General features: G+C 75.5%; 16 protein-coding genes. 12 read left to right on the forward strand and 4 right to left on the reverse strand.

The window, feature by feature from the left end; genetic code table 11:
- Nucleotides 1-80 precede the first annotated feature (80 nt).
- Nucleotides 81-1,085, reverse strand: coding sequence for a hypothetical protein (locus STTU_RS22890; RefSeq protein WP_043256037.1), 1,005 nt, complete (start codon nucleotides 1,083-1,085; stop codon nucleotides 81-83).
- Nucleotides 1,086-2,969: 1,884 nt separating this feature from the next.
- Here STTU_RS22890 and STTU_RS22895 point away from each other — a divergent pair.
- From STTU_RS22895 to STTU_RS35640, 8 genes are all read left to right on the forward strand, one after another.
- Nucleotides 2,970-3,689, forward strand: a complete 720-nt coding sequence (locus STTU_RS22895; protein ID WP_234019302.1) for an extensin — start codon at nucleotides 2,970-2,972, stop codon at nucleotides 3,687-3,689.
- A 145-nt stretch (nucleotides 3,690-3,834) separates the two neighbouring features.
- Entirely contained in the window at nucleotides 3,835-4,260 is a 426-nt protein-coding gene (locus STTU_RS22900; protein WP_007827257.1) for a phage tail protein, read from the forward strand.
- A 22-nt stretch (nucleotides 4,261-4,282) separates the two neighbouring features.
- On the forward strand, nucleotides 4,283-5,002 hold the full coding sequence (locus STTU_RS22905) for a LysM peptidoglycan-binding domain-containing protein (RefSeq protein ID WP_007827258.1): 720 nt from the start codon (nucleotides 4,283-4,285) through the stop codon (nucleotides 5,000-5,002).
- On the forward strand, nucleotides 5,002-6,906 hold the full coding sequence (locus STTU_RS22910) for a VgrG-related protein (RefSeq protein WP_007827259.1): 1,905 nt from the start codon (nucleotides 5,002-5,004) through the stop codon (nucleotides 6,904-6,906). The genes STTU_RS22905 and STTU_RS22910 overlap by 1 nt, the downstream gene beginning before the upstream one ends.
- A gap of 60 nt (nucleotides 6,907-6,966) precedes the next feature.
- Complete coding sequence (locus STTU_RS22915) at nucleotides 6,967-7,401, forward strand: GPW/gp25 family protein (protein ID WP_007827260.1); 435 nt, start codon at nucleotides 6,967-6,969, stop codon at nucleotides 7,399-7,401.
- On the forward strand, nucleotides 7,401-9,359 hold the full coding sequence (locus STTU_RS22920; RefSeq protein WP_007827261.1) for a putative baseplate assembly protein: 1,959 nt from the start codon (nucleotides 7,401-7,403) through the stop codon (nucleotides 9,357-9,359). Before STTU_RS22915 ends, STTU_RS22920 begins: the two co-directional genes overlap by 1 nt.
- Nucleotides 9,360-9,414: 55 nt before the next feature.
- On the forward strand, nucleotides 9,415-9,987 hold the full coding sequence (locus STTU_RS22925; protein ID WP_007827262.1) for a phage tail protein: 573 nt from the start codon (nucleotides 9,415-9,417) through the stop codon (nucleotides 9,985-9,987).
- A 344-nt stretch (nucleotides 9,988-10,331) separates the two neighbouring features.
- Entirely contained in the window at nucleotides 10,332-11,732 is a 1,401-nt protein-coding gene (locus STTU_RS35640) for an NADase-type glycan-binding domain-containing protein (protein ID WP_420713560.1), read from the forward strand.
- A gap of 28 nt (nucleotides 11,733-11,760) precedes the next feature.
- On the opposite strand, the gene STTU_RS22935 is transcribed toward STTU_RS35640, so the two are convergent.
- A complete protein-coding gene (locus tag STTU_RS22935) occupies nucleotides 11,761-12,996 on the reverse strand; it encodes an MFS transporter (protein WP_078519029.1) in 1,236 nt (411 codons plus the stop codon).
- A gap of 359 nt (nucleotides 12,997-13,355) precedes the next feature.
- Entirely contained in the window at nucleotides 13,356-13,991 is a 636-nt protein-coding gene (locus tag STTU_RS22940) for a TetR/AcrR family transcriptional regulator (RefSeq protein WP_007827265.1), read from the reverse strand.
- A gap of 121 nt (nucleotides 13,992-14,112) precedes the next feature.
- Between STTU_RS22940 and STTU_RS22945 the strand changes: the two genes are divergently transcribed.
- Both STTU_RS22945 and STTU_RS22950 read left to right on the forward strand, forming a co-directional pair.
- Nucleotides 14,113-14,799, forward strand: coding sequence for an SDR family NAD(P)-dependent oxidoreductase (locus tag STTU_RS22945; RefSeq protein ID WP_043256040.1), 687 nt, complete (start codon nucleotides 14,113-14,115; stop codon nucleotides 14,797-14,799).
- A gap of 96 nt (nucleotides 14,800-14,895) precedes the next feature.
- Complete coding sequence (locus STTU_RS22950) at nucleotides 14,896-15,834, forward strand: LysR family transcriptional regulator (protein WP_007827268.1); 939 nt, start codon at nucleotides 14,896-14,898, stop codon at nucleotides 15,832-15,834.
- A 150-nt stretch (nucleotides 15,835-15,984) separates the two neighbouring features.
- Here STTU_RS22950 and STTU_RS22955 read toward each other — a convergent pair whose 3' ends face one another.
- Nucleotides 15,985-16,896, reverse strand: a complete 912-nt coding sequence (locus STTU_RS22955) for an aldo/keto reductase (RefSeq protein WP_007827270.1) — start codon at nucleotides 16,894-16,896, stop codon at nucleotides 15,985-15,987.
- 75 nt (nucleotides 16,897-16,971) lie between these two features.
- Between STTU_RS22955 and STTU_RS22960 the strand changes: the two genes are divergently transcribed.
- Both STTU_RS22960 and STTU_RS22965 read left to right on the forward strand, forming a co-directional pair.
- On the forward strand, nucleotides 16,972-17,613 hold the full coding sequence (locus STTU_RS22960) for a TetR/AcrR family transcriptional regulator (protein ID WP_007827273.1): 642 nt from the start codon (nucleotides 16,972-16,974) through the stop codon (nucleotides 17,611-17,613).
- A gap of 13 nt (nucleotides 17,614-17,626) precedes the next feature.
- Nucleotides 17,627-18,055 carry a hypothetical protein gene (locus STTU_RS22965; RefSeq protein WP_063894620.1) on the forward strand — a complete coding sequence of 143 codons (429 nt, stop codon included), beginning with the start codon at nucleotides 17,627-17,629 and terminating at the stop codon, nucleotides 18,053-18,055.
- Nucleotides 18,056-18,065 lie beyond the last annotated feature (10 nt).

The following is an 18,065-nucleotide window of genomic DNA, read 5'->3' on the forward strand; positions in this document are numbered from 1 at the left end:
GGCTCGGGTTCGGGTGCGGCTTCGGGTTCGGGTGGGGTGACGCGGCCCGCCGTCGTGGCGTGGCGTGCGCTGCCGCCGCTTCAGCGTGCCCTCGGGGGTGCCCCCGCCGGGGTCGCCGACGCGGGGTTCGCGGGGCGGCTCGCGACGTGGCAGAGCCCCGCACTGGGCGCGGGGAGCGGGCCCGGCGTGCTCGACACGTCGGAGAACGCGCTGCCGCTCTTCTCGGTGTCCGGGCCGGGGTCGGCCGACGCCGGGACGACGAGGGCCGACGGCCCGACGGGGCCCTCTGCCCCGGCGCCCGTCGAGGCGCCCGCGCCGCAGGTGCCGGTGCAGCGGGCGGCGTTGCCGATGATCCCGGGGGAAGAGGCGTTTCTGGCGGCGGGAGCGGCGGGCCCGGCCGCGGCATCCGCTCCGGCCCCGGCTCCGCTCCCGGCGCCCCGGGGAACTGGTCCGGGGGCGGCACGGAGTGCGGGGACGCGGCCCGCGTCCGCTCCGCGCGGGGCCGCTGCGGCCTCCCGCCCGGCGGCGGCCCGGTCCGCCTCGGCCCCGGTGGCGCGCGGCACGGCCCCCGCACCCCGCCAGGGGCGGCTCACCTCGGCGACGGCACCCGTGCAGCGGAGAGTCCTCCCGGTACGGGCCACGGAAACGAGGGCCCCGAGCCAGGGGACCCGTGACACGGGCGAGCAGAAGGGCGGCGGCGCGGCCCCCGCGAAGGTTTCGGGCCCTTCGCCGCACGCGGGACGGCGGGACACCACCGACAAGACGACGACGCGGGCGGCACAGGACGCGCCGACCGCCGCCACCCCCACCCCGCCGGTACGAAGCACCACGGGCTCCGCAGCCCCTGCGGCACCGCCCGTGCAGAGAGCAACGGCACGGGCCACGAAGCCGACGCCGCCGACGCCGCCGACGCCGCCGACGCCGCCGACGCCGCCGACGCCGCCGACGCCGCCTACGGGCGCGCCTTCGGTGAAGCGCGCACCGGGTGCGCCTTCGGCGGGAGGAGAAGCGGGGGCCCCGCCGTCGCCGGTACGGGGGCTGGGTGCGCCCATGCCGGTACGCGGGCCGAGTGCCGCTTCGGGCATGCGCGAGCCGCGTCCGGCTTCGCCCGTACGGGAAACGGGTGTGCCCTCGCCGACACGGGAAACTGGTGCGCCTTCGCCCGTGCGGGAAGCGGGTGCGCCCGGTTCCGCAGGGGGGCCGGGGGCGCCCGCGCCCGAGCGGGCAGCGAGTGCGCCTGGCGCGGTGAGGGACTCCGACGGGCGCGGTCCGGTACGGGAGCCGGGCGGTGCGCCCGGCCCGGTACGTCCGCGGCCGGGCGCCGGTGTGCCCGGTCCGGCGCGGGAGTCCGGTGCCTCCGCGCCCGTACGGCCTTCGGGGTCCTCCACTCCGGTGTCGCGGTCCGCCGTGCGGAACTCCGGTGGGGCGGGGCGGGCCGATTCCTCCTCGGCGCCGGTTCAGCGCGCGACGGCCGCGACGGACGCGGGGACCTCCGCCGCCGCTGCCCGTGGGGGAGAACGGTCGGTACCGCGTTCCGGCCCTGTGGCCCGTGGAGGCCGCGAGGGAGAACGTTCGGTACCGGGGCCGGTGCCGGGTGCCGCAGCGCGTGAGGGAGAACGTTCGGTACCGAGCCCGGAGTCGCGGCCGGAGCTGGGGCCGGTTGCGCGCGGGGGAGAACGTTCGGTATCGCCGTCACGCCCCGTTCCCCTTGAGGGGGAACGGTCGGTAGCGCAGCGCGCTGCCGTTCCGGCCGAGGGAGAACGTTCGGTATCGCGCTCAGCCTCAACCCCCCGTGTACGACCGGGACTCGGCGCACCGCTCAGCACTCCGCAGGGAGAGACGGGGCCGCGCCCGTCCGCTGCGGGGAGGCGGGCCGGACACCGACTGACGCGGCGCCGCGTCCCGCCGTACGGCCGGGCCCCGGGGACGTCCCGCCGTCACCGTCGGCGTCGGCCCCCGTACCTCCGCGCCCCCGTCCGCGCGCGAACCCCGTGCAGCGGGCCGCCGCGAGCACGCCGCCGCGCCCGAGGGCCGCGCGTCCCGCGCTCGGCGCCCCGCTGCCCGCCCGTCCGGTGGACCCCGGGAAGCCGGGCGCGGAACCGTCGTCCCTGCCCACCCCGCCCGCGACACCCACCCCGGTGAGGCCCGGGGCGGCACAGCCCGCGCCGGGGGCGAAGGCCCCCGTGCCGGGGGAGACTTCCGCCCCCGGCGAGAGTTCCGCGCCTGGCGAGGCTTCCGCGCCCGGCGAAGCGGCGCGGCGTTCGGCGACCGTGCAGCGCGCGGTGGCCGTGCGGCGCCCGGAGACATCGCGGCGCCCGGAATCCGTGCAGCGTCCCGAGACCGTGCAGCGCGCGGAGTCGGTGCGGCGTACGGAGGTTGCGCCGCGTGGAGAGAGCGCACCTCCTGGTACCGCCGCACCCCTTAGGGCCAACGCACCCCGTGGTGACAGCGCCCCCCTTGGGACCACCGCCTCCCGCGATGCCACCGCCTCCCGTAATGCCGCCCCCCGCACGGCAGCCAGTTCCTCGCGCGGCGACGTTGTCGCCCCGCGTGGGGAGGGCGCCTCGCGTGGGGAGGGCGCCTCCCCTGCGGGGGCGGTGACGCGCTCGGAGGTGGGCCCGCGTGGGGCCACCGTGCAGCGGGCCGTGGGTGGGCCGCGCGGGGGAGTCGTCCCGCGCGGTGAGACCGTGCCCCCTGCGCGCGCCGCCACGCGTCCGGAAAGCACGCCGTCCACGGGGGTCGTTCCGTCCGCCGAGGCCGCGCCGCGTGCCGAGTCGTCCGCCCCGGCTGCCCGTCCCCGGGGCACGACCGCGCCCCTTGACGTGCCGTCCACCGCTCCGGTGGCCCCGCCTCGCGCGGACGTGGCGCCCGGCGCCGCGTACCCGCCCCGTTCGGCGCCGTCACCCGCGCCGCAAGCCACCCCTCGCAGTGCTGGGATTCCCGCCCCCTCCGCGTCGTCGGTGGCGCCCGTGGTGGCCAGGCGTCTGCTCCCGGGCGTACCGCCCCGTACCGCCGCCCCGGCCCCCGCCGGGACGCCCGCGCCCGTGTCCGCCCCGGCCCCCGCCGTCCAGCGCGCCACCGCGCGGACAGCGACCGCCCCGGACAACACCCCCGCCGCGCCCCCGGCCGCGCCCTCGCTTCCCGTGCGTGCCTCCGCGCCCGGCGCCACCGCGCCCACGGTCCAGCGCCGTACCGCCGCCGTCCCGTTGCGCCGGGCGCCCGCGAGGACGACCGGCGCGCCGCCGGCGGTCGCCCGCCCGTTCCCGGCGAGGCCGCTGCCCGTACCATCGAGCACCGCCGCGACATCCGCCCCCGAGGAGAACACGGCACCTCCCGCACCGCCCGCCCCCGAGGAGAACGCCCCGCCCGCCCCGACGCCCGTCCCCCTCGCCGTCCAGCGCGCGGCGGCCCAGCTCCCCACGAGTGCCCGTACGACGACGCCGCCGCAGTCCCCGACCGTGCAGCGCCGCGCCGTGTCGCTGCCCCCGCCCGGGGAGCCGCGGACGGAGACGAAGCGCACCGGCGAACCGGCGCCCGCCCCCGGGACGTCCTTCGACCCGCGCGCGCTCAACGACTTCCAGCTCGACGAGCTGACCCACCGCCTGACGGGCCGCATCACCCGGCTGCTCCGCACCGAGCTGCGCCTCGACCGCGAACGCATCGGCCGACTCCGCGACCCCCGCCAATGACCACCCGCCCGCCCCGTCCCCGCCCCGTCCGCCACGGGGCACCGGCCGCTCCCCCCGCACCGCCGCCGCCCGGCCCGCCCCGTGCCCGTACCGCGTGACGGCAGGCCCGTCCCGCACCTGACGCTCCGCCCCAGAAAGGCCCCCGATGTCACGCGAACTCGACCCGGGTTCCACCATCTTCTTCACCCTCACCATCGACGGCGAGAGCCTCGGCTACTTCAACGGGTGCGAGGGGCTTTCGTCGACCGTCGAGGTCGAGACGCGCCAGGAGGGCGGGAACAACGGCTTCGTGTGGCAGCTTCCCTCCCGCGTGACCTTCTCCACGATCCGGCTCACCCGGCCGCTCACGCCCGACACCACCAAGGTCGCCAAGTGGATCTCCTCCGTGACCACCGGGATCAAGCGGCCCACCGCGCAGATCGCCGCGCTGCGCGCCGACGGCTCCGAGGTGGCGCGCTGGGGGCTCATCGACGTGCTGCCCGTCAGCTGGCAGGGGCCCTCGCTCGACCCGGCCAACCCCGGCGTCGCCAACGAGGTCCTGGAGATCACCCACCACGGCTTCACGGACTGAACGGACTGAGGGGACATACGTCATGGCTTCCAGCAGTGGCGCCGGGAAGAGTCTCGTTCGCGCCAGCCTCGCCATCCACGAGCCGCCCGTCGGCGACGGCACCTCGCCCGGCGCGCTCATGAAGACCTTCGACTTCGACTTCAACCCCACGGGGCTCCAGCTCCAGCGGCGCACCGTGTGGAAGGCGACCGCGACCGCCGCCGTGCGCGACGGCGCGACGCCCGAGTTCATGGGGCCCGAGCCGCGCGAGATGACCGTCGAGATCTTCCTCGACACGTCCGACGAGCCCAGCTCGAACACCGTGCTGCGCAAGGTCGAGTCGCTGCTCGACTGCTGCGAGGTGACGAGCAAGAGCATCGCCGCCAAGCGGCCCTCGCCGCCCTGGGTCGTCTTCCAGTGGGGCTCGTTCTCGACGGCGCGGTTCATCGCCTACGTCGCCGCCGTGGACGTCTCGTACTCGCTCTTCGGCACGACCGGCGTGCCCATCCGCGCGACCTGCCGGGTGACCCTGCACGAGATACCCGGCTCCACCGAGGGCCAGAACCCCACGTCGGGGGCCCTCACCGCGCGCCGCGTGCACCGCGTCGTCGCGGGCGACTCGCTCCAGTCGCTCGCCTGGAACGAGTACGGGAACACCGCCGCCTGGCGCGCCATCGCCGAGGCCAACGACATCGACGACCCGTCCCGGCTCTCCAGCGGTACCGAACTCGTCCTGCCCGCCGCCGAGGAGGTGCGTTCCTGATGACCCGCCCCGCCCACTCCGCCGTCCTCCACGTCACGATCGGCGGCGCCCCGCTGCCCCGCGACGTCGCGCCGCTGCTCGTCGACGGCTGGGTCGACCAAGGCGTCGGCGTCCCCGCCGCCTTCCGGCTCACCTTCCGCGACCCGCACCACATCGTCCTCGGCAAGGTCAACGCCGACTTCGGCACGCCCGTCGTCATCGCGCCCGTCGCGGACGGCAAAGGCGCCTCCGAGCCACTGCTGACCGGCGAGGTGACGGGGCTCGAGGCCGACTACGACGGCACCGGTTCCTTCACCGTCATCCGCGGCTACGACGCCGGGCACCGGCTGCTCCGCCAGCGCCGCGTCGCCGCGTACCGCAACCAGTCCGCGTCCGACATCGTGCGCAAGCTCGCCGGGCTCGACGGCGTGCCGATCGGCCGCGTCGAATCGACCCGCACCGTCTACGAGTTCCTCAGCCAGGCGAACGTCACCGACTGGGACTTCCTCGCCCGTCTCGCCGACGAGAACGAGATGGTCATGTCCGTCGACGCGAAGGGCAAGCTCCAGTTCGTCACGCCGGACCCGGCCTCCGGCGCGCCGCCCGTGAGCACGCCGGGCGACAAGAGCCCGTACGTCCTGGAGGCCGGCACGGACATCCTGCGGCTGCGCACCTCCGTGACCGCCGCCGAGCAGGTCGCGACCGTCGAGGCGCGCGGCTGGGACGTCACGACGAAGAAGGAACTCACCGCCACCGCGCCCGCGAAGAGCAACCCGGCCATCGGCATCGGGACGACGCCGGGCAAGGCGGCGGGGAAGTTCAAGAGCGCCAAGCTCGTCGACGCGCAGGTCCCCTACGACCGGCAGGCCGAGGTCAAGCACGCCGCCGACGCGCTCGCCGACGACGTCACCTCCTCCTTCGCCGAGCTGGAGGTCGTGGTCCGCGGAACGCCCAAGCTGCGCCCGGGACTTCCCGTCGCACTCGCCGACGTCGGCACGCCCTTCGAGGGCAAGTACACCGCGACCTCGGTGCGGCACGTCTTCGGCGACGGCAAGCACTACGAGGCGTGGGTCACGGTCAGCGGCAGGCAGTGGCGCTCCTTGTACGGGCTCGCCTCCGGCGGGGGCGGCGGCGACCGGCAGGGGCTCGCGCTCCCCGGCGTCGTCAACGCGCTCGTCACCGACGCGCAGGACCCGCTCAAGCAGGGCCGCGTCAAGCTCCGCTTCCCCTGGCTCGACGACGCCTACGTCAGCGACTGGACCCGCGTCACGCAGTGGGGCGGCGTACGCGGCGGCTCGATCTTCCCGCTCGACGTCGGCGACGAAGTGCTCGTCGGCTTCGACCGGGGCGCGCTCGACCACCCGTACGTCCTCGGCGGCCTCTACAACGGCAAGGACAAACCGACCAAGGTGACCGACGTGCCCCTGCACGACGGGGCGCGGCAGAAGGCCGCCCGCCACACCCTCTCCGACCGCACGGGCAACAGGCTCGACCTGCTCAGCCAGCGCACCGGCGGCAAACAGGGCGTCCGCCTGACGAGCGGGGACGGCAAACTCGTCGTCAACCTCGACCGCGCGCAGACCGAGATCACCGTCGACAGCAGGGGCACGGTGAAGATCAAGGGCAGCAAGTCGGTCTCCGTGGACGCCGGGACGAACCTCTCGCTCAGCGCCAAGGGCAGACTGAGCATCAGCAGCGGCGGGCCGCTGAGCATCAACGGGAAGGGGCCGGTGAGCGTCCGCAGCCTGACCGCGCTCAACGTGGACGGCGGACCGGCGCTCAGCCTCAGCTCCAAGGGCGTGGCCACGCTCAGCTCCCTGGGCACCCTCCAGGTCAACGCCACCGCCAACCTCGGGCTGCGGGCCGCCTCGCTGCTCGTCCAGGGGATCGTCATGGTCAACGGGAAGCCGTACCCGATCCCGTGAGCCACCGGCCCCCCTTCCCCGTACGCCCGACACCCCACGACGAGAGCAGGTGCGTCCCTCATGGCTGAACAATTCGTCGGTTCCGGCTGGGCCTTCCCGCTGCGCATCAGCCCCACCGGGGGCATCGCGCTCGTCAGCGGCGAGCGCGAGGTCGAGGAGGCAATCCGGCTCGTCCTCGCCACCGCGCCCGGCGAGCGGCCCATGCGCCCCGAGTTCGGCTGCGCGATCCACGACCTCGTCTTCTCGCCCGTCAACGAGGCGACGGCCGGGCGCATCCAGCACGAGGTGTACGCGAGCCTCGACCGCTGGGAGCCCCGGATCGAGGTCCAGGAGGTCGACGTCACCGCCGGGGCCGAGCAGAACATCCTCTTCATCGACGTGCGCTACTCGATCCGCGGCACCAACAACCCGCGCAGCCTCGTCTTCCCCTTCTACGTCATCCCCTCCCACGAGGAACCGGGCACGACCGGTGACTCCCCCGAAAGCGACCGCTGATGGCACTGCCCTCGCCCCACCTCGACGACCGCCGCTTCCAGCAGTTCGTGGACGACGCCAAGCGCTACATCCAGCAGCGCGCCCCGGAGTGGACCGACCACAACGTCTCGGACCCCGGCGTGACCCTCGTGGAGACCATGGCCCACATGGCCGACCAGGTCGTCTACCGGCTCAACCGCGTCCCGGAGAAGAACCACCTGGCCTTCCTCGACCTCGTCGGCATCACCCTCTTCCCGCCCGCCGCCGCGCGCACCGACGTCACCTTCCGGCTCTCCGCGCCGCAGGAGGAGACCGTCCGCCTGCCCGAGGGCACCGAGGTCGCGACGCAGCGCACCGAGAGCGAGGAGGCCGTCGTCTTCGCGACCGAACGGGACCTCGCCGTCGTGCCCTGCGCGCTCGGCCACCTCGTCACGCAGCGCCAGGGCGCCTCCTTCAGCGACCGCACCACCGACCTTGCCGAGGAGAAGGACGTCCTCTGCTTCGCCGAGTCCCCGCGCCCCGGCGACGCGATGCTCTTCGGCCTCACCACCGCCGTGCCGCACTGCGTCGTCGCGCTCGAACTCGACAGCCGCGTCGACGGCGTCGGCGTCGACCCCCGCCAGCCCCCGCTCGTGTGGGAGGCGTGGACGGAGGACGGCTGGCAGGAGTGCGAGATCGACGAGGACGGGACCGGCGGCCTCAACCGCCCCGGGGACGTCGTGCTGCACGTGCCCGGCGGGCACGTCGTCTCGCGCTCGGGCGGGCAGCCCGGCGGCTGGCTGCGCTGCCGCGTCACCGAACCCCTCGCCAACCAGCCCTTCTACACGACGTCCCCGACCGTGCGCTCCGCCGCCGCCTGCACCGTCGGCGGCACCGTGCCCGCGGTCCACGCCGACACCGTCACCGACGAGGCCCTCGGCGAGTCCACCGGCCTTCCCGGCCAGCACCTGCGCCTCGCGCACGCGCCCGTCGTCGGCGACACCCCGCCGCTCCTGCTCCAGACCGCCGAGCAGGAGGGCTGGCAGGACTGGCACGTCGTCCCGCACTTCGCCGCCTCGGGCCCCGAGGACCGGCACATCACCGTCGACGCCACGACCGGCGAGGTGGCCTTCGGCCCGTCCGTACGCGAACCGGACGGGACCCTGCGGCAGTACGGGGCCGTCGCCCCCAAGGGCGCGGTCATCCGGGCCCGCCGCTACCGCATCGGCGGCGGGCGCGCGGGCAACGTGGCGCGCGGCGCGGTCCGCGTCCTGCGCACCTCGGTCCCGTACGTCTCCGAGGTCGTCAACCGCGAGGCCGCGCGCGGCGGCGTGGACGGCGAGACCGTGCAGGAGGCGAAGGTCCGCGCACCGATCACCCTGCGCGCGCAGGAGCGCGCCGTGACCCTGCGCGACTACGAGGAACTCGCCCGCCGCGCCGCGCCCGAGACGGCGCGCATCACGTGCCTGGAGGGCAAGGAGAACGAGCACGGTGCCTACGCGGTTCGTGTCCTCGTCGTCCCGCAGGCCGTGCCCGACCCGGGAGGGCGGCTGCGCTTCGAGCAACTGGTCCCGGGCGACGCCCTGCTCCAGCGCATCACGCGGCACCTCGACGAGCGGCGCCTCATCGGCACGCGCATCGCGGTCGGGCCGCCGTACTACCAGGGCGTGACGGTCGTCGCGACGGTGCACGCCTTCCGGGGCGTCGACACCGACCGCGTACGGCGCGAGGCCCACGATGCCCTCTACCGGCACCTCGACCCGCTCACCGGCGGCGCGGACGCCAAGGGCTGGCCCTTCGGGCGGCCCGTGCAGGCCGGGGAGGTCTTCGCGGTGCTCCAGCGCGTGCCGGGCGTCGAACTCGTCGACGAGGTCACCCTCCACCCCGCCGACCCGCTCACGGGCAAGCGCGGCGAGGCCACCGACCGGATCGACCTGCGCGAACCGGCGCTCGTCTTCTCGTACGACCACCGGGTCCGTGTGATCGGGGGCAACGCGTAGTGCCTCGGCCGCAGTTCGTAGTGTTGTCCTTCGCGACGGGGGAGGTGACGGGCCGGTGAGGGGTTCGATCGACGGGCTCGGCTCGTCCGCGCCGCTCGGCGCCATGCTGCCCGCCGTCTTCGCCGACGACGACCTCGCGCAGCGCTTCGTCGGCGGGCTCGACGAAGTCCTCGCGCCGATCCTCAACGTCCTCGACTGCCTGCCCGCCTACTTCGACCCCGCGCTCGCGCCCGTCGACTTCACGCGCTGGCTCGCGGAGTGGGTCGGCGCCGAGACGGACGGCGACGCGCCGGAGAACGCGGAGGCGGAGGCGCGGCTGCGGGACGCCGTCGCCGCCGCCGCGCGCCTGCACCGGGTCCGGGGCACCCGGCACGGGCTCGCCGAGGCGGTACGGCTCGCCTTCGGCGCCGAACCGGAGATCAGCGAGAGCGGGGGCGCCGACTGGAGCGCCCGCCCGCTCGGCGCCTTCCCCGGCGAGCGCAGGCCCCACCTGCACGTGACCCTCCGCCTCGCCGATCCCAAACCCACCGACACTCACCGCCTCAGCGCCCTCGTCGCGGCGGCCCGCCCCGCGCACATGCCGTACACGGTCAAGGTGACCACGGCCGAAAGGACTCCTCGGACATGACGACGACCCAGAACTGCGCCGAGTGCGGAACGCGCGCGGAGCCAGGCCAGTCGTTCTGCGACGGCTGCGGGGCTGTGCTGCGGTGGAAGGACGCGGGCGCGGCGGGCGGGGGTGCCGCTGGTGCGGGTGCTTCCGGCGGAGGTTCTTCCGGCGCGGGTGATTCCTTCGGTGGTGCTTCCGGCGCGGGTGCCTCTGGTGGGGGTGCCTCCTTCGGTGGTGCTTCCGGCGCGGGTGCCTCTGGTGGAGGTGACTCCTTCGGTGGTGCTTCGGGCGCCGGTGCTTCCGCTGGGGGCGCTTCCGGCGGTGGCGCTTCCGAGGACGGCGCGGCCGGCCGGGAGGCCGAGGTGCCGCGGTCGCGCGGGGTGCGGATGGAGCGGCCACGCGCGGAGGCGACCGGCGGTGCGGGTACCTCCGGCGGCGGTACGGGCGCGGGTGTCCCCGGTGCCGGTGAGCAGCCCCGTACCCCCACCGGGCAAGTCGAGCAGGTCCCGTGGCCCGCGCGGGCCGGGGCGCAGGGGCGCCAGATAGGCGCCGAGGAGCTGGAGCCGTCCGGCGGGGCGACGGGGACCGGGGTGTGGGCGCGCGGCGAAGTGGCCGGAAGCCCGGCCCCCGACGCGGAGGTCCCGACGCCCCACACCCCGGCTGCGGTCACGGGTGCGGGCAGGGGCACGGCTACGGGCTCAAGCGCGGGTTACGGCGCGGAGGCCCCGGCCCCGCACGCCCCGCTCCCGGACTCGGAGGCCCCGACGCCGCACACCCCCCTCGTCACCTCCGAGGCCCCGACCCCCAGCACCCCGCTCTCCGCGGGCCCGCTCCCCTCCGGCCCGCTCCCCTCGGGCCCCGGCCCGGAGACGCACGCGCGGGCCCGCAACCTGCTCGTGCCCGTCGCCGACGAGGAGCACCCGGCCCCCGCGACGCCCTCCGTCGCGCCCGTCCTGCCGGGCCGCCCTGTCGCCGACCGCCCGACCGTCCGCGCCCCCGGGCCCGAGACCGGTGCCGTGGGCGGCCCGCCGTGCCCCTGGTGCGGCACCCCGAACCGCCCCGACCGGCACCACTGCGCCCGCTGCGCGATGCCGCTCGCGCGCGGCGAGGAGGAGGACGAGGCCCGGCTGCCGTGGTGGCGCCGCATTCTCGACGGCCGCCGCAACGCGGTCCCGTGGGCGGGCGAACGCCCGCGCCTGCGCCGTACCTTCGACCGCGTCCTGCGCTGGATCGTCGCCGCCGTCGTCATCGGGCTCGTCGTCTTCCTCGGCATGAAGGCGCCCGCCGGGATACAGGCGACCCGTGACCACTTCGCGAAGCGCTCCCTCGTCAGCCCCGACGACTTCGCCGCCTCGCGCAACTTCCCCGGCCACAAGCCCGACCTCGCCTTCGACGGGCTCAGCAACACGTGGTGGGGGCCCGGGGTCTCGGGACCGGCGCAGGGCGAGTGGGTGGAGGCCCGCTTCGACGAGCCGACCCGCCTCCTCAACCTGATCATCACCCCGGGCGTCTCGACGAAGTCCAACCGCATCAGGGAATCCGCCCTTCCGCACCGCGTCACCGCGACCATCACCATGAAGGACGGCAAGATCAAGACGCGTGAACTCGTCCTCGACCAGGGCCCCGGCGGCCAGACCCGCGCCTTCGGCGTCGGCGAGGTGACCAAGGTCCGCTTCACGGTCGACTCGTCCTACGGGGCCACCAAGGAGAAGCAGCTCGCGATCGCGGAGATCGAGTTCTTCGGCCCCTCCGGCGACAACTGACGGCCTCCGGGGAGCCGCCGGGGGGCTGTCACCCCTCGGCGGCCACCGCGTCCCCGCGCACCCGCCCGCGTCCCCGCCCCGGCAGCAGCAGGACGGGCGTCGCCAGCATCGCGAGGCCCGCCAGGCCGAGGGCGGCGCGCGGGCCCGTCCAGGTCGCGAGCAGGCCCCACGCCGCCGTCAGCGCCGCGATCGCCGCGCTCGTGCTCACCGTCCAGGCCGCGAGGGTGCGGGCCACGAGGTGCTGCGGGGTGAGGTCGAGACGGCGCGTCGCGAGGAGCGGGTTGAAGATCCCGCAGCACGTGATGAGCCCGAACTCGACGACCATCACCACGGCGAGCCCCGCCGCCCCGGGCCCCACGCACACGAGCCCCACCGGCCAGCACACCCGCAGCACCCCCGTCACACGCAGCACCCGCCGCGCCCCGTACCGCCGCGCGAGCGGTCGCGCCACGCGCGCCCCGAGCAGCCCGCCCAGACACGGCACGGCGAAGGCGAGCCCGTACTCCCAGGGTGCGTAGCCGAGCCGCCCGAGCAGCAGCACGGCGAGCAGCGGCTCGGTCGCCATGAGCAGCCCGTTGACCGCGAGGGTGTTGAGGAACAGGGGCCGCAAGGCGGGCTCCGCGAGCAAGTGGCGCCAGCCCGCCAGGAGTTCGGTGGTACGGGGCGCCTTCGCCTCCCGTACGGGCTCCGGTTCCCTGCCGCCGATCGCGCGCAGCCCGAGCGCGGACAGCAGGTAGCTGACCGCATCCGCGAGCACCGTCGTCACCGGGCCGAGGACGCCGATCGCCGCGCCGCCGAGCGGGGGGCCGAGCACCGTCGCGCTCCATGTCGTCGCCTCGAAGCGGCTGTTGGCGAGGAGCAGCCCGTCCGGGGGCACGAGCCACTTCAGGTACGCGCCGCTCGCCGCCCGGAACCCGATGTCGGCCGCCGCCGTGACGACCGACACGAGCAGCAACTGCCCGAAGGAGAGCACCCCGAAGCCGTACGCGAGCGGCACGCTCAGCAGCGCCCCGCAGCGCACGAGATCCGCCGCGACCATCACGGGCCGCTTGCGCCGGAACTCCACCCACGGCCCCAGCGGCACCGCGAGCAGAGCCCCCACCGCCCGCCCGGCCGCCGCGAGCAGCGCGACGCGACCGGGCCCCGCGTCGAGCACGAGCACCGCGAGCACGGGAAACGCCCCGAACCCGACCCCGGTCCCGTACGCGCTCACCGCGTACGCCCCCCACAACCACCCGAACGACCGCCCCAGCCGACCCCTCACCCGCGCCCCACTCCCTCGCAACCCGTCCCGACCAGCGGCATCCAAGCCGCCGAGGAACCCGCACGGCAAACAACCACCGGGGGAGCGGGGACAACCGCGGGTTGTGCGCCAGCGCGGAGCGGGGCTTCCGCGAGGACGAGGGGCCGAGGCTGCGGCGGGGACACGACCCGGGTGGTGCGGGGTCGGGCCGGGGCTCCCTCAGGCGTCCCGCAACGCCATGAGCAGATGCCGGTGCGCGCTCCGCGCGGCGGGGCCGGGGGCCCCTGACAACGGCCCTGCGGACGACTCGGGCAGACCCCGCACGCCCCGTACGGCCCCGCGTGCGCCGGTCGCCCCGTGGGGGCCCCGGCGGGGTGCGGCTAGAACGGGGGCCAGGTGCGGAGGGAGGCGTCGACCAGGTTCTGGAGTTCCTCGCGGGGGACTCCGCTCGTGGCCTGGACGGCGAGGCCGTGGGCGAGGGTGGTGAGGTGGCGGGCGAGGAGGGCGGGGTCGGTTCCCGGGGGGAGGTCGCCCTCGTCGGCCGCACGCCGGAAGCGGTCGCGGAGCTGGGCGTACGCGTCCTCGCGCCAGTCCACCAGGAGATCGCGGACCGGCTCCCCCGCGCAGCTCACGGCCAGGGCGCTCTGGACGCCGAGGCAGCCGGGGGGACGGGCGGGGAGGGTCGTCGTGCGCACGACGCCGTTCAGGACGGCGGTCGCGACGGCGTGCGCCGTCGGCTTCTCCATGGCGCGCGCGAAGTACCCGCCCGGTCCGTCGCTGTAGCGCTCCAGGACCTTGCGGAACAACTGCTCCTTGTTGCCGAAGGCCGCGTACATGCTCGTCGTGGAGATGCCCATCGCCCGCGTCAGCAGGGCCGTGCCCGCGCCCTCGTAGCCGTGCTCCCAGAAGACCAGCATGGCGCGTTCGAGCGCCTCTTCGGCGTCGAATCCCCGCGGCCTGCCGAGGGGGCCGCACGCCTTCGGCTCCTTCTTCGCCGTACCCGAAGTCTTCTCCACGGGCACAGTCTACCGCTTCCGCAGCGACCACTACAGAAGTGCTATGTTCGGCTTCCACGACTTCCGCAACGACCGTTCCGGAAGTCGACGAGTCGGCTCGTCCACACCTGTGAGGACACGAATGACCATCACACTCATCACCGGGGCCAACAAGGGCATCGGCTTCGAGACGGCCCGTCAGCTCCTCGCGCGGGGCCACGTCGTCTACGTCGGCGCCCGCGACCCCGAGCGCGGCGAGAAGGCCGCCGCCGCGCTCGGCGCGCGCTTCGTGCGGCTCGACGTGACCGACGACGCCTCGGTGGCCGCCGCCCTCGCGACGGTCGAGGCGGCCGAGGGGCGCCTCGACGTCCTCGTCAACAACGCCGGCATCCTCGCGAGCGAGACCGTCGACGGCCCCTCCGCGCTGCGCGCCTTCGACGTGAACGCGGTCGGGATCGTCCGCGTCACCGAAGCCGCGCTCCCGCTCCTGCGCAAGTCCGCGAACCCCCTCGTCGTCAACGTGACCAGCAGCCTCGGCTCCTTCTGGGCGGTCAACAACCCCGAGCGCGTCGAGTCCACGCTCCCCCTGCCGCTCTACGCCGCCTCCAAGGCGGCGGCCACGATGCTCACCGTCCAATACGCGAAGGCGCACCCGGGCATCAAGTTCAACGCCGTCGAGCCGGGCGCGACGGCGACCGACATGACCGCCGCGATGGGCATCGGCAGGCCGGTCGAGGAGAGCGCGGCGGTCGTCGTCCCGCTCGCGACCCTCGGCGCGGACGGCCCGACGGGCACGTTCAGCGACGAGAACGGGCCGCTGCCCTGGTAGTCACGGCACGGGGCCGGGGCGGCGGCGGACCGGCACCGGTCCCCGTCCCGGCGGGCTCCGCCACAACCCCCGGTTGTCCCCGGTAGGCTCCGGCGGATGGATCTCGATGGGGTGCGCACCTTCGTCGCCGTCGTCGACGGCGGGCGCTTCCGCGATGCCGCGGCCGTGCTCGGGGTGACCCAGCAGGCCGTGTCCAAGCGGATCGCCGCGCTGGAGACGCGGCTCGGGGTGCGGCTCTTCGCGCGCGGCGCCCGGGGGGCCTCGCTCACGCCGGACGGGGCGGCGTTCCTCCCGTACGCCCGCGAGCTGCTGCGTGCCGAGACGCGCGCCCTCGACGCGGTACGGGCCGGACGCCGCCCCCTGCGCGTCGACGTGATCGGGCGCAGGCTCGCCCCCGCCGGACTGCTGCACGCCTTCTCGCTCGCGCACCCGGAGGTCGTGCTCGACGTCGTGACGCTGGAGGACGCCGTGCCCGCGCTGCGCGAGGGGAGCGTCGACGCGAGCTTCCGCGCCGTCCCCGCGCCGCTCGCGGGACTCGCGCACGTCCGCGTCCACGACGAGCCGGTCGAACTCGTGACGGGCCCCGCGCACCCCCTCGCCACCGCGCCCGAGGTGAGCCCCGCGATGCTCGTCGGCCACCGCGTGTGGATACCGGGCCTCGTGCCTGGCACCGAGTGGGCCACGTACTACGCCGACCTGGCCGCCGCCTTCGGCCTCACGATCGTCCGCTCGGGCCCCGGCGCGGAACCCCTCCTCGACACCCTCGCCCACGAGCCCGCGCTCGCGACCCTCGTCGGCGCGGGCACCCGCCTCCACTGGCCCCCGGGGCTCGGCCTGCGCCGCGTCCCGCTCACCGCCCCGACCCCCGTCTACCCCCACGCCCTCGTCTGGCGCCGCGCCAACCCCCACCCCGCACTCGCCACCCTGCGCGAGTGGCTGGCGGCGAGCGCCGCGCGGGAGGAGCGGGGCGGAGGCGCGGGGGCGGAGCGGAGTGGAGGCGCGGGGGAGCGGTGGGCGCCGGAGTGGGCGCGGTAGGACGCGGGAGAGCCCGGCGGGTGCGTACCGCCGCCGACGGCTCCCTCGGCGCACTGCCCCCCCGCCACAACTCTCGCCGCGCCCCACAAGGCGGCCCGAGAAGGGAGAGCCCGCCGAAGGCGAGCCCCGCCCCCCGCCCCCGCCCCGCGCTCAGCCGATCCGTACGTCCGAACTCCGCGACTCCACCGCGTCGAGCGCCGCCATCGCCGCCTCGTCGAGGACGAGGGACCCCGCCGCCGTGTTCTCCTCCAGGTGCGCGACGCTCGCCGTCCCGGGGATGAGCAGCGTGTCCGGGTAGTGGTGCAGGAGCCAGGCGAGGCCGATCTGCGAGACCGTGGCGCCGAGTTCGTCGGCGATCCGTACCGCCGTGGCCTCCTCGGAGACCTTCGGGAGGCCCGGGAAGGAACCGCCGAGCGGGAAGTACGGGACCCACGCGATGCCCTCGGCCGCGCACACCGCGAGCACGTCCTCGTCGTCCCTGCCGACCAGGCTGTACGCGTTCTGCACGCACACGATCCCCGCCGGGAGCGCCCGGCGCAGCACCTCGGCCGTCACGCTGCTCATGCCGATCGCGCCGATCTTGCCCTCGTCGCGCAGCGCGGTCATGACCGCGAGCTGGTCGTCGAGCGGCACGATCTGGTCGCCCTCGGCGCGCAGGCCGGGGCCCGTGTCGGGGCGGCGGAGGTTGACGACGTCGATGCGCTCGCGGCCGAGCGTGCGCAGGTTGTCCTCGACGCTCGCGCGCAGCTCCTCGGGGCGCTGGGCGAAACGGAGCGGGACCGGCCCCTCGGGCTCCGGGTCGGCGCCGACCTTGCTCACGACCACGACGTCCTCGGAGTCGCCGAACGCCTCGCGGATCATCTCGTTGACGAAGCCGAAGCCGTAGAACTGCGCGGTGTCGACGTGGTTCACCCCCAGTTCGCGGGCGCGGTGCAGCAGGGCGACGGCGGCGGGGCGGTCGGCGTGGAGCCGTTCGAGCTGCATCGCGCCGTAGCCGACCCGGGCGATGGTGTGGGTGCCGAGCGCGGCCGTGCCGCCGGGGGTGGGGGAGTGCTGGTTCATGGGGGTCCTCCTGCGAGTGGGTGCGGAGAAGGCGGACGTGGGACCATGGAGTGAAGCGGAGGTCCCTCCGCTCTTATGGACGACCGTAGCACTCATACCGGAGGTGCCTCCGCTTTGGCCGCCGATTCCTCGTCCCGCGCCGCCGCCCCCGGAGCGCCCCGCGCCCCCCGCGCCGACGCCCTCCGCAACCGCGAGAAGCTGATCGAGGCGGCCCGCCACGCCTACGCCGTCGCCAGCGAGGGCGGCCCCGAGGCGACCCTCGAAGGCATCGCGAAGGCCGCGGGCGTCGGCATCGGCACGCTGTACCGGCACTTCCCCGACCGCGAGGCACTCGTCGAGGCGGTGTACGCGGCCGAACTCGACGCGATCGTCGCGGCAGCCGCCGGGCTCGCCGCGAGCGAGCCCCCCGAGCGGGCGCTGCGGGCCTGGTTCGGGCGGTACGGGGAGTTCGTCGCCGCGAAGCGCGGCATGGCCGACACGCTGCGCTCCGCGTTCGACGCGGGCCGCCTCGCCCCCTCCACGACCCGCACCCGGGTGACCGAGGCGGTCGGCGTCCTCCTCGCGGCGGGCACGGAGGCGGGCGTCCTGCGGACGGACGTCCGCCCGGACGACGTGACAGCCCTCCTCCTGGGCGTCTTCCTCTCCGCAGGCCCCCGCGGCGAACAGACCCCGCGCCTCCTGGACCTCCTGGTGGACGCCCTGCTGCCGCGCGGGTAGGTACGGTCGGCGCATGAGGTGGTGGGGGAGTGCGGCGGGGTGGTGCCGGGCGGTGTACGTGGTGGGGTTCGCCGAGGGGACCGCGGCGCACGTCGTCGATCTGGTGCGGGGCGGACTCGACGCGTACGAGAGCTTTCCGTTCGCGCCTGTGCGGGCCCTGTTCCTGGCCCTCGTCGTACTCGACCCGCTCGTCGTCCTCCTGCTCCTGCGGGCCCCGGTGGCCGGGGTGGCGGCCGGGGCGCTGGTGATGACGCTCGACCTCGCGGCGAACCTGACGGCCAACGCGGCCGACATCGCCGCGACACCGGCAAGAACGCTTCCGGGAATGACCCCCCTGCTCCTCTTCGGCGCCTTCGTACTCGCCACGGCCCGGCCACTCACCCGCGCCCTGCGCGGAAGGACACCGGTTCGGGCGCTCGCGGAGGCGAAGCCGACGCCATGAGGGCCGTGCG

Source organism: Streptomyces sp. Tu6071, from assembly GCF_000213055.1.
GTDB lineage: Bacteria > Actinomycetota > Actinomycetes > Streptomycetales > Streptomycetaceae > Streptomyces > Streptomyces evansiae.

Coding starts and splice junctions, on each gene's coding strand:
- STTU_RS22900 (WP_007827257.1), top strand. CDS start 3,835: ATGTCACGCGAACTCGACCCGGGTTCCACCATCTTCTTCACCCTCACC.
- STTU_RS22905 (WP_007827258.1), top strand. CDS start 4,283: ATGGCTTCCAGCAGTGGCGCCGGGAAGAGTCTCGTTCGCGCCAGCCTC.
- STTU_RS22950 (WP_007827268.1), top strand. CDS start 14,896: ATGGATCTCGATGGGGTGCGCACCTTCGTCGCCGTCGTCGACGGCGGG.
- STTU_RS22945 (WP_043256040.1), top strand. CDS start 14,113: ATGACCATCACACTCATCACCGGGGCCAACAAGGGCATCGGCTTCGAG.
- STTU_RS22915 (WP_007827260.1), top strand. CDS start 6,967: ATGGCTGAACAATTCGTCGGTTCCGGCTGGGCCTTCCCGCTGCGCATC.
- STTU_RS22890 (WP_043256037.1), bottom strand. CDS start 1,085: ATGCCCGAAGCGGCACTCGGCCCGCGTACCGGCATGGGCGCACCCAGC.
- STTU_RS22960 (WP_007827273.1), top strand. CDS start 16,972: ATGGACGACCGTAGCACTCATACCGGAGGTGCCTCCGCTTTGGCCGCC.
- STTU_RS22955 (WP_007827270.1), bottom strand. CDS start 16,896: ATGAACCAGCACTCCCCCACCCCCGGCGGCACGGCCGCGCTCGGCACC.
- STTU_RS22910 (WP_007827259.1), top strand. CDS start 5,002: ATGACCCGCCCCGCCCACTCCGCCGTCCTCCACGTCACGATCGGCGGC.
- STTU_RS22920 (WP_007827261.1), top strand. CDS start 7,401: ATGGCACTGCCCTCGCCCCACCTCGACGACCGCCGCTTCCAGCAGTTC.
- STTU_RS22965 (WP_063894620.1), top strand. CDS start 17,627: ATGAGGTGGTGGGGGAGTGCGGCGGGGTGGTGCCGGGCGGTGTACGTG.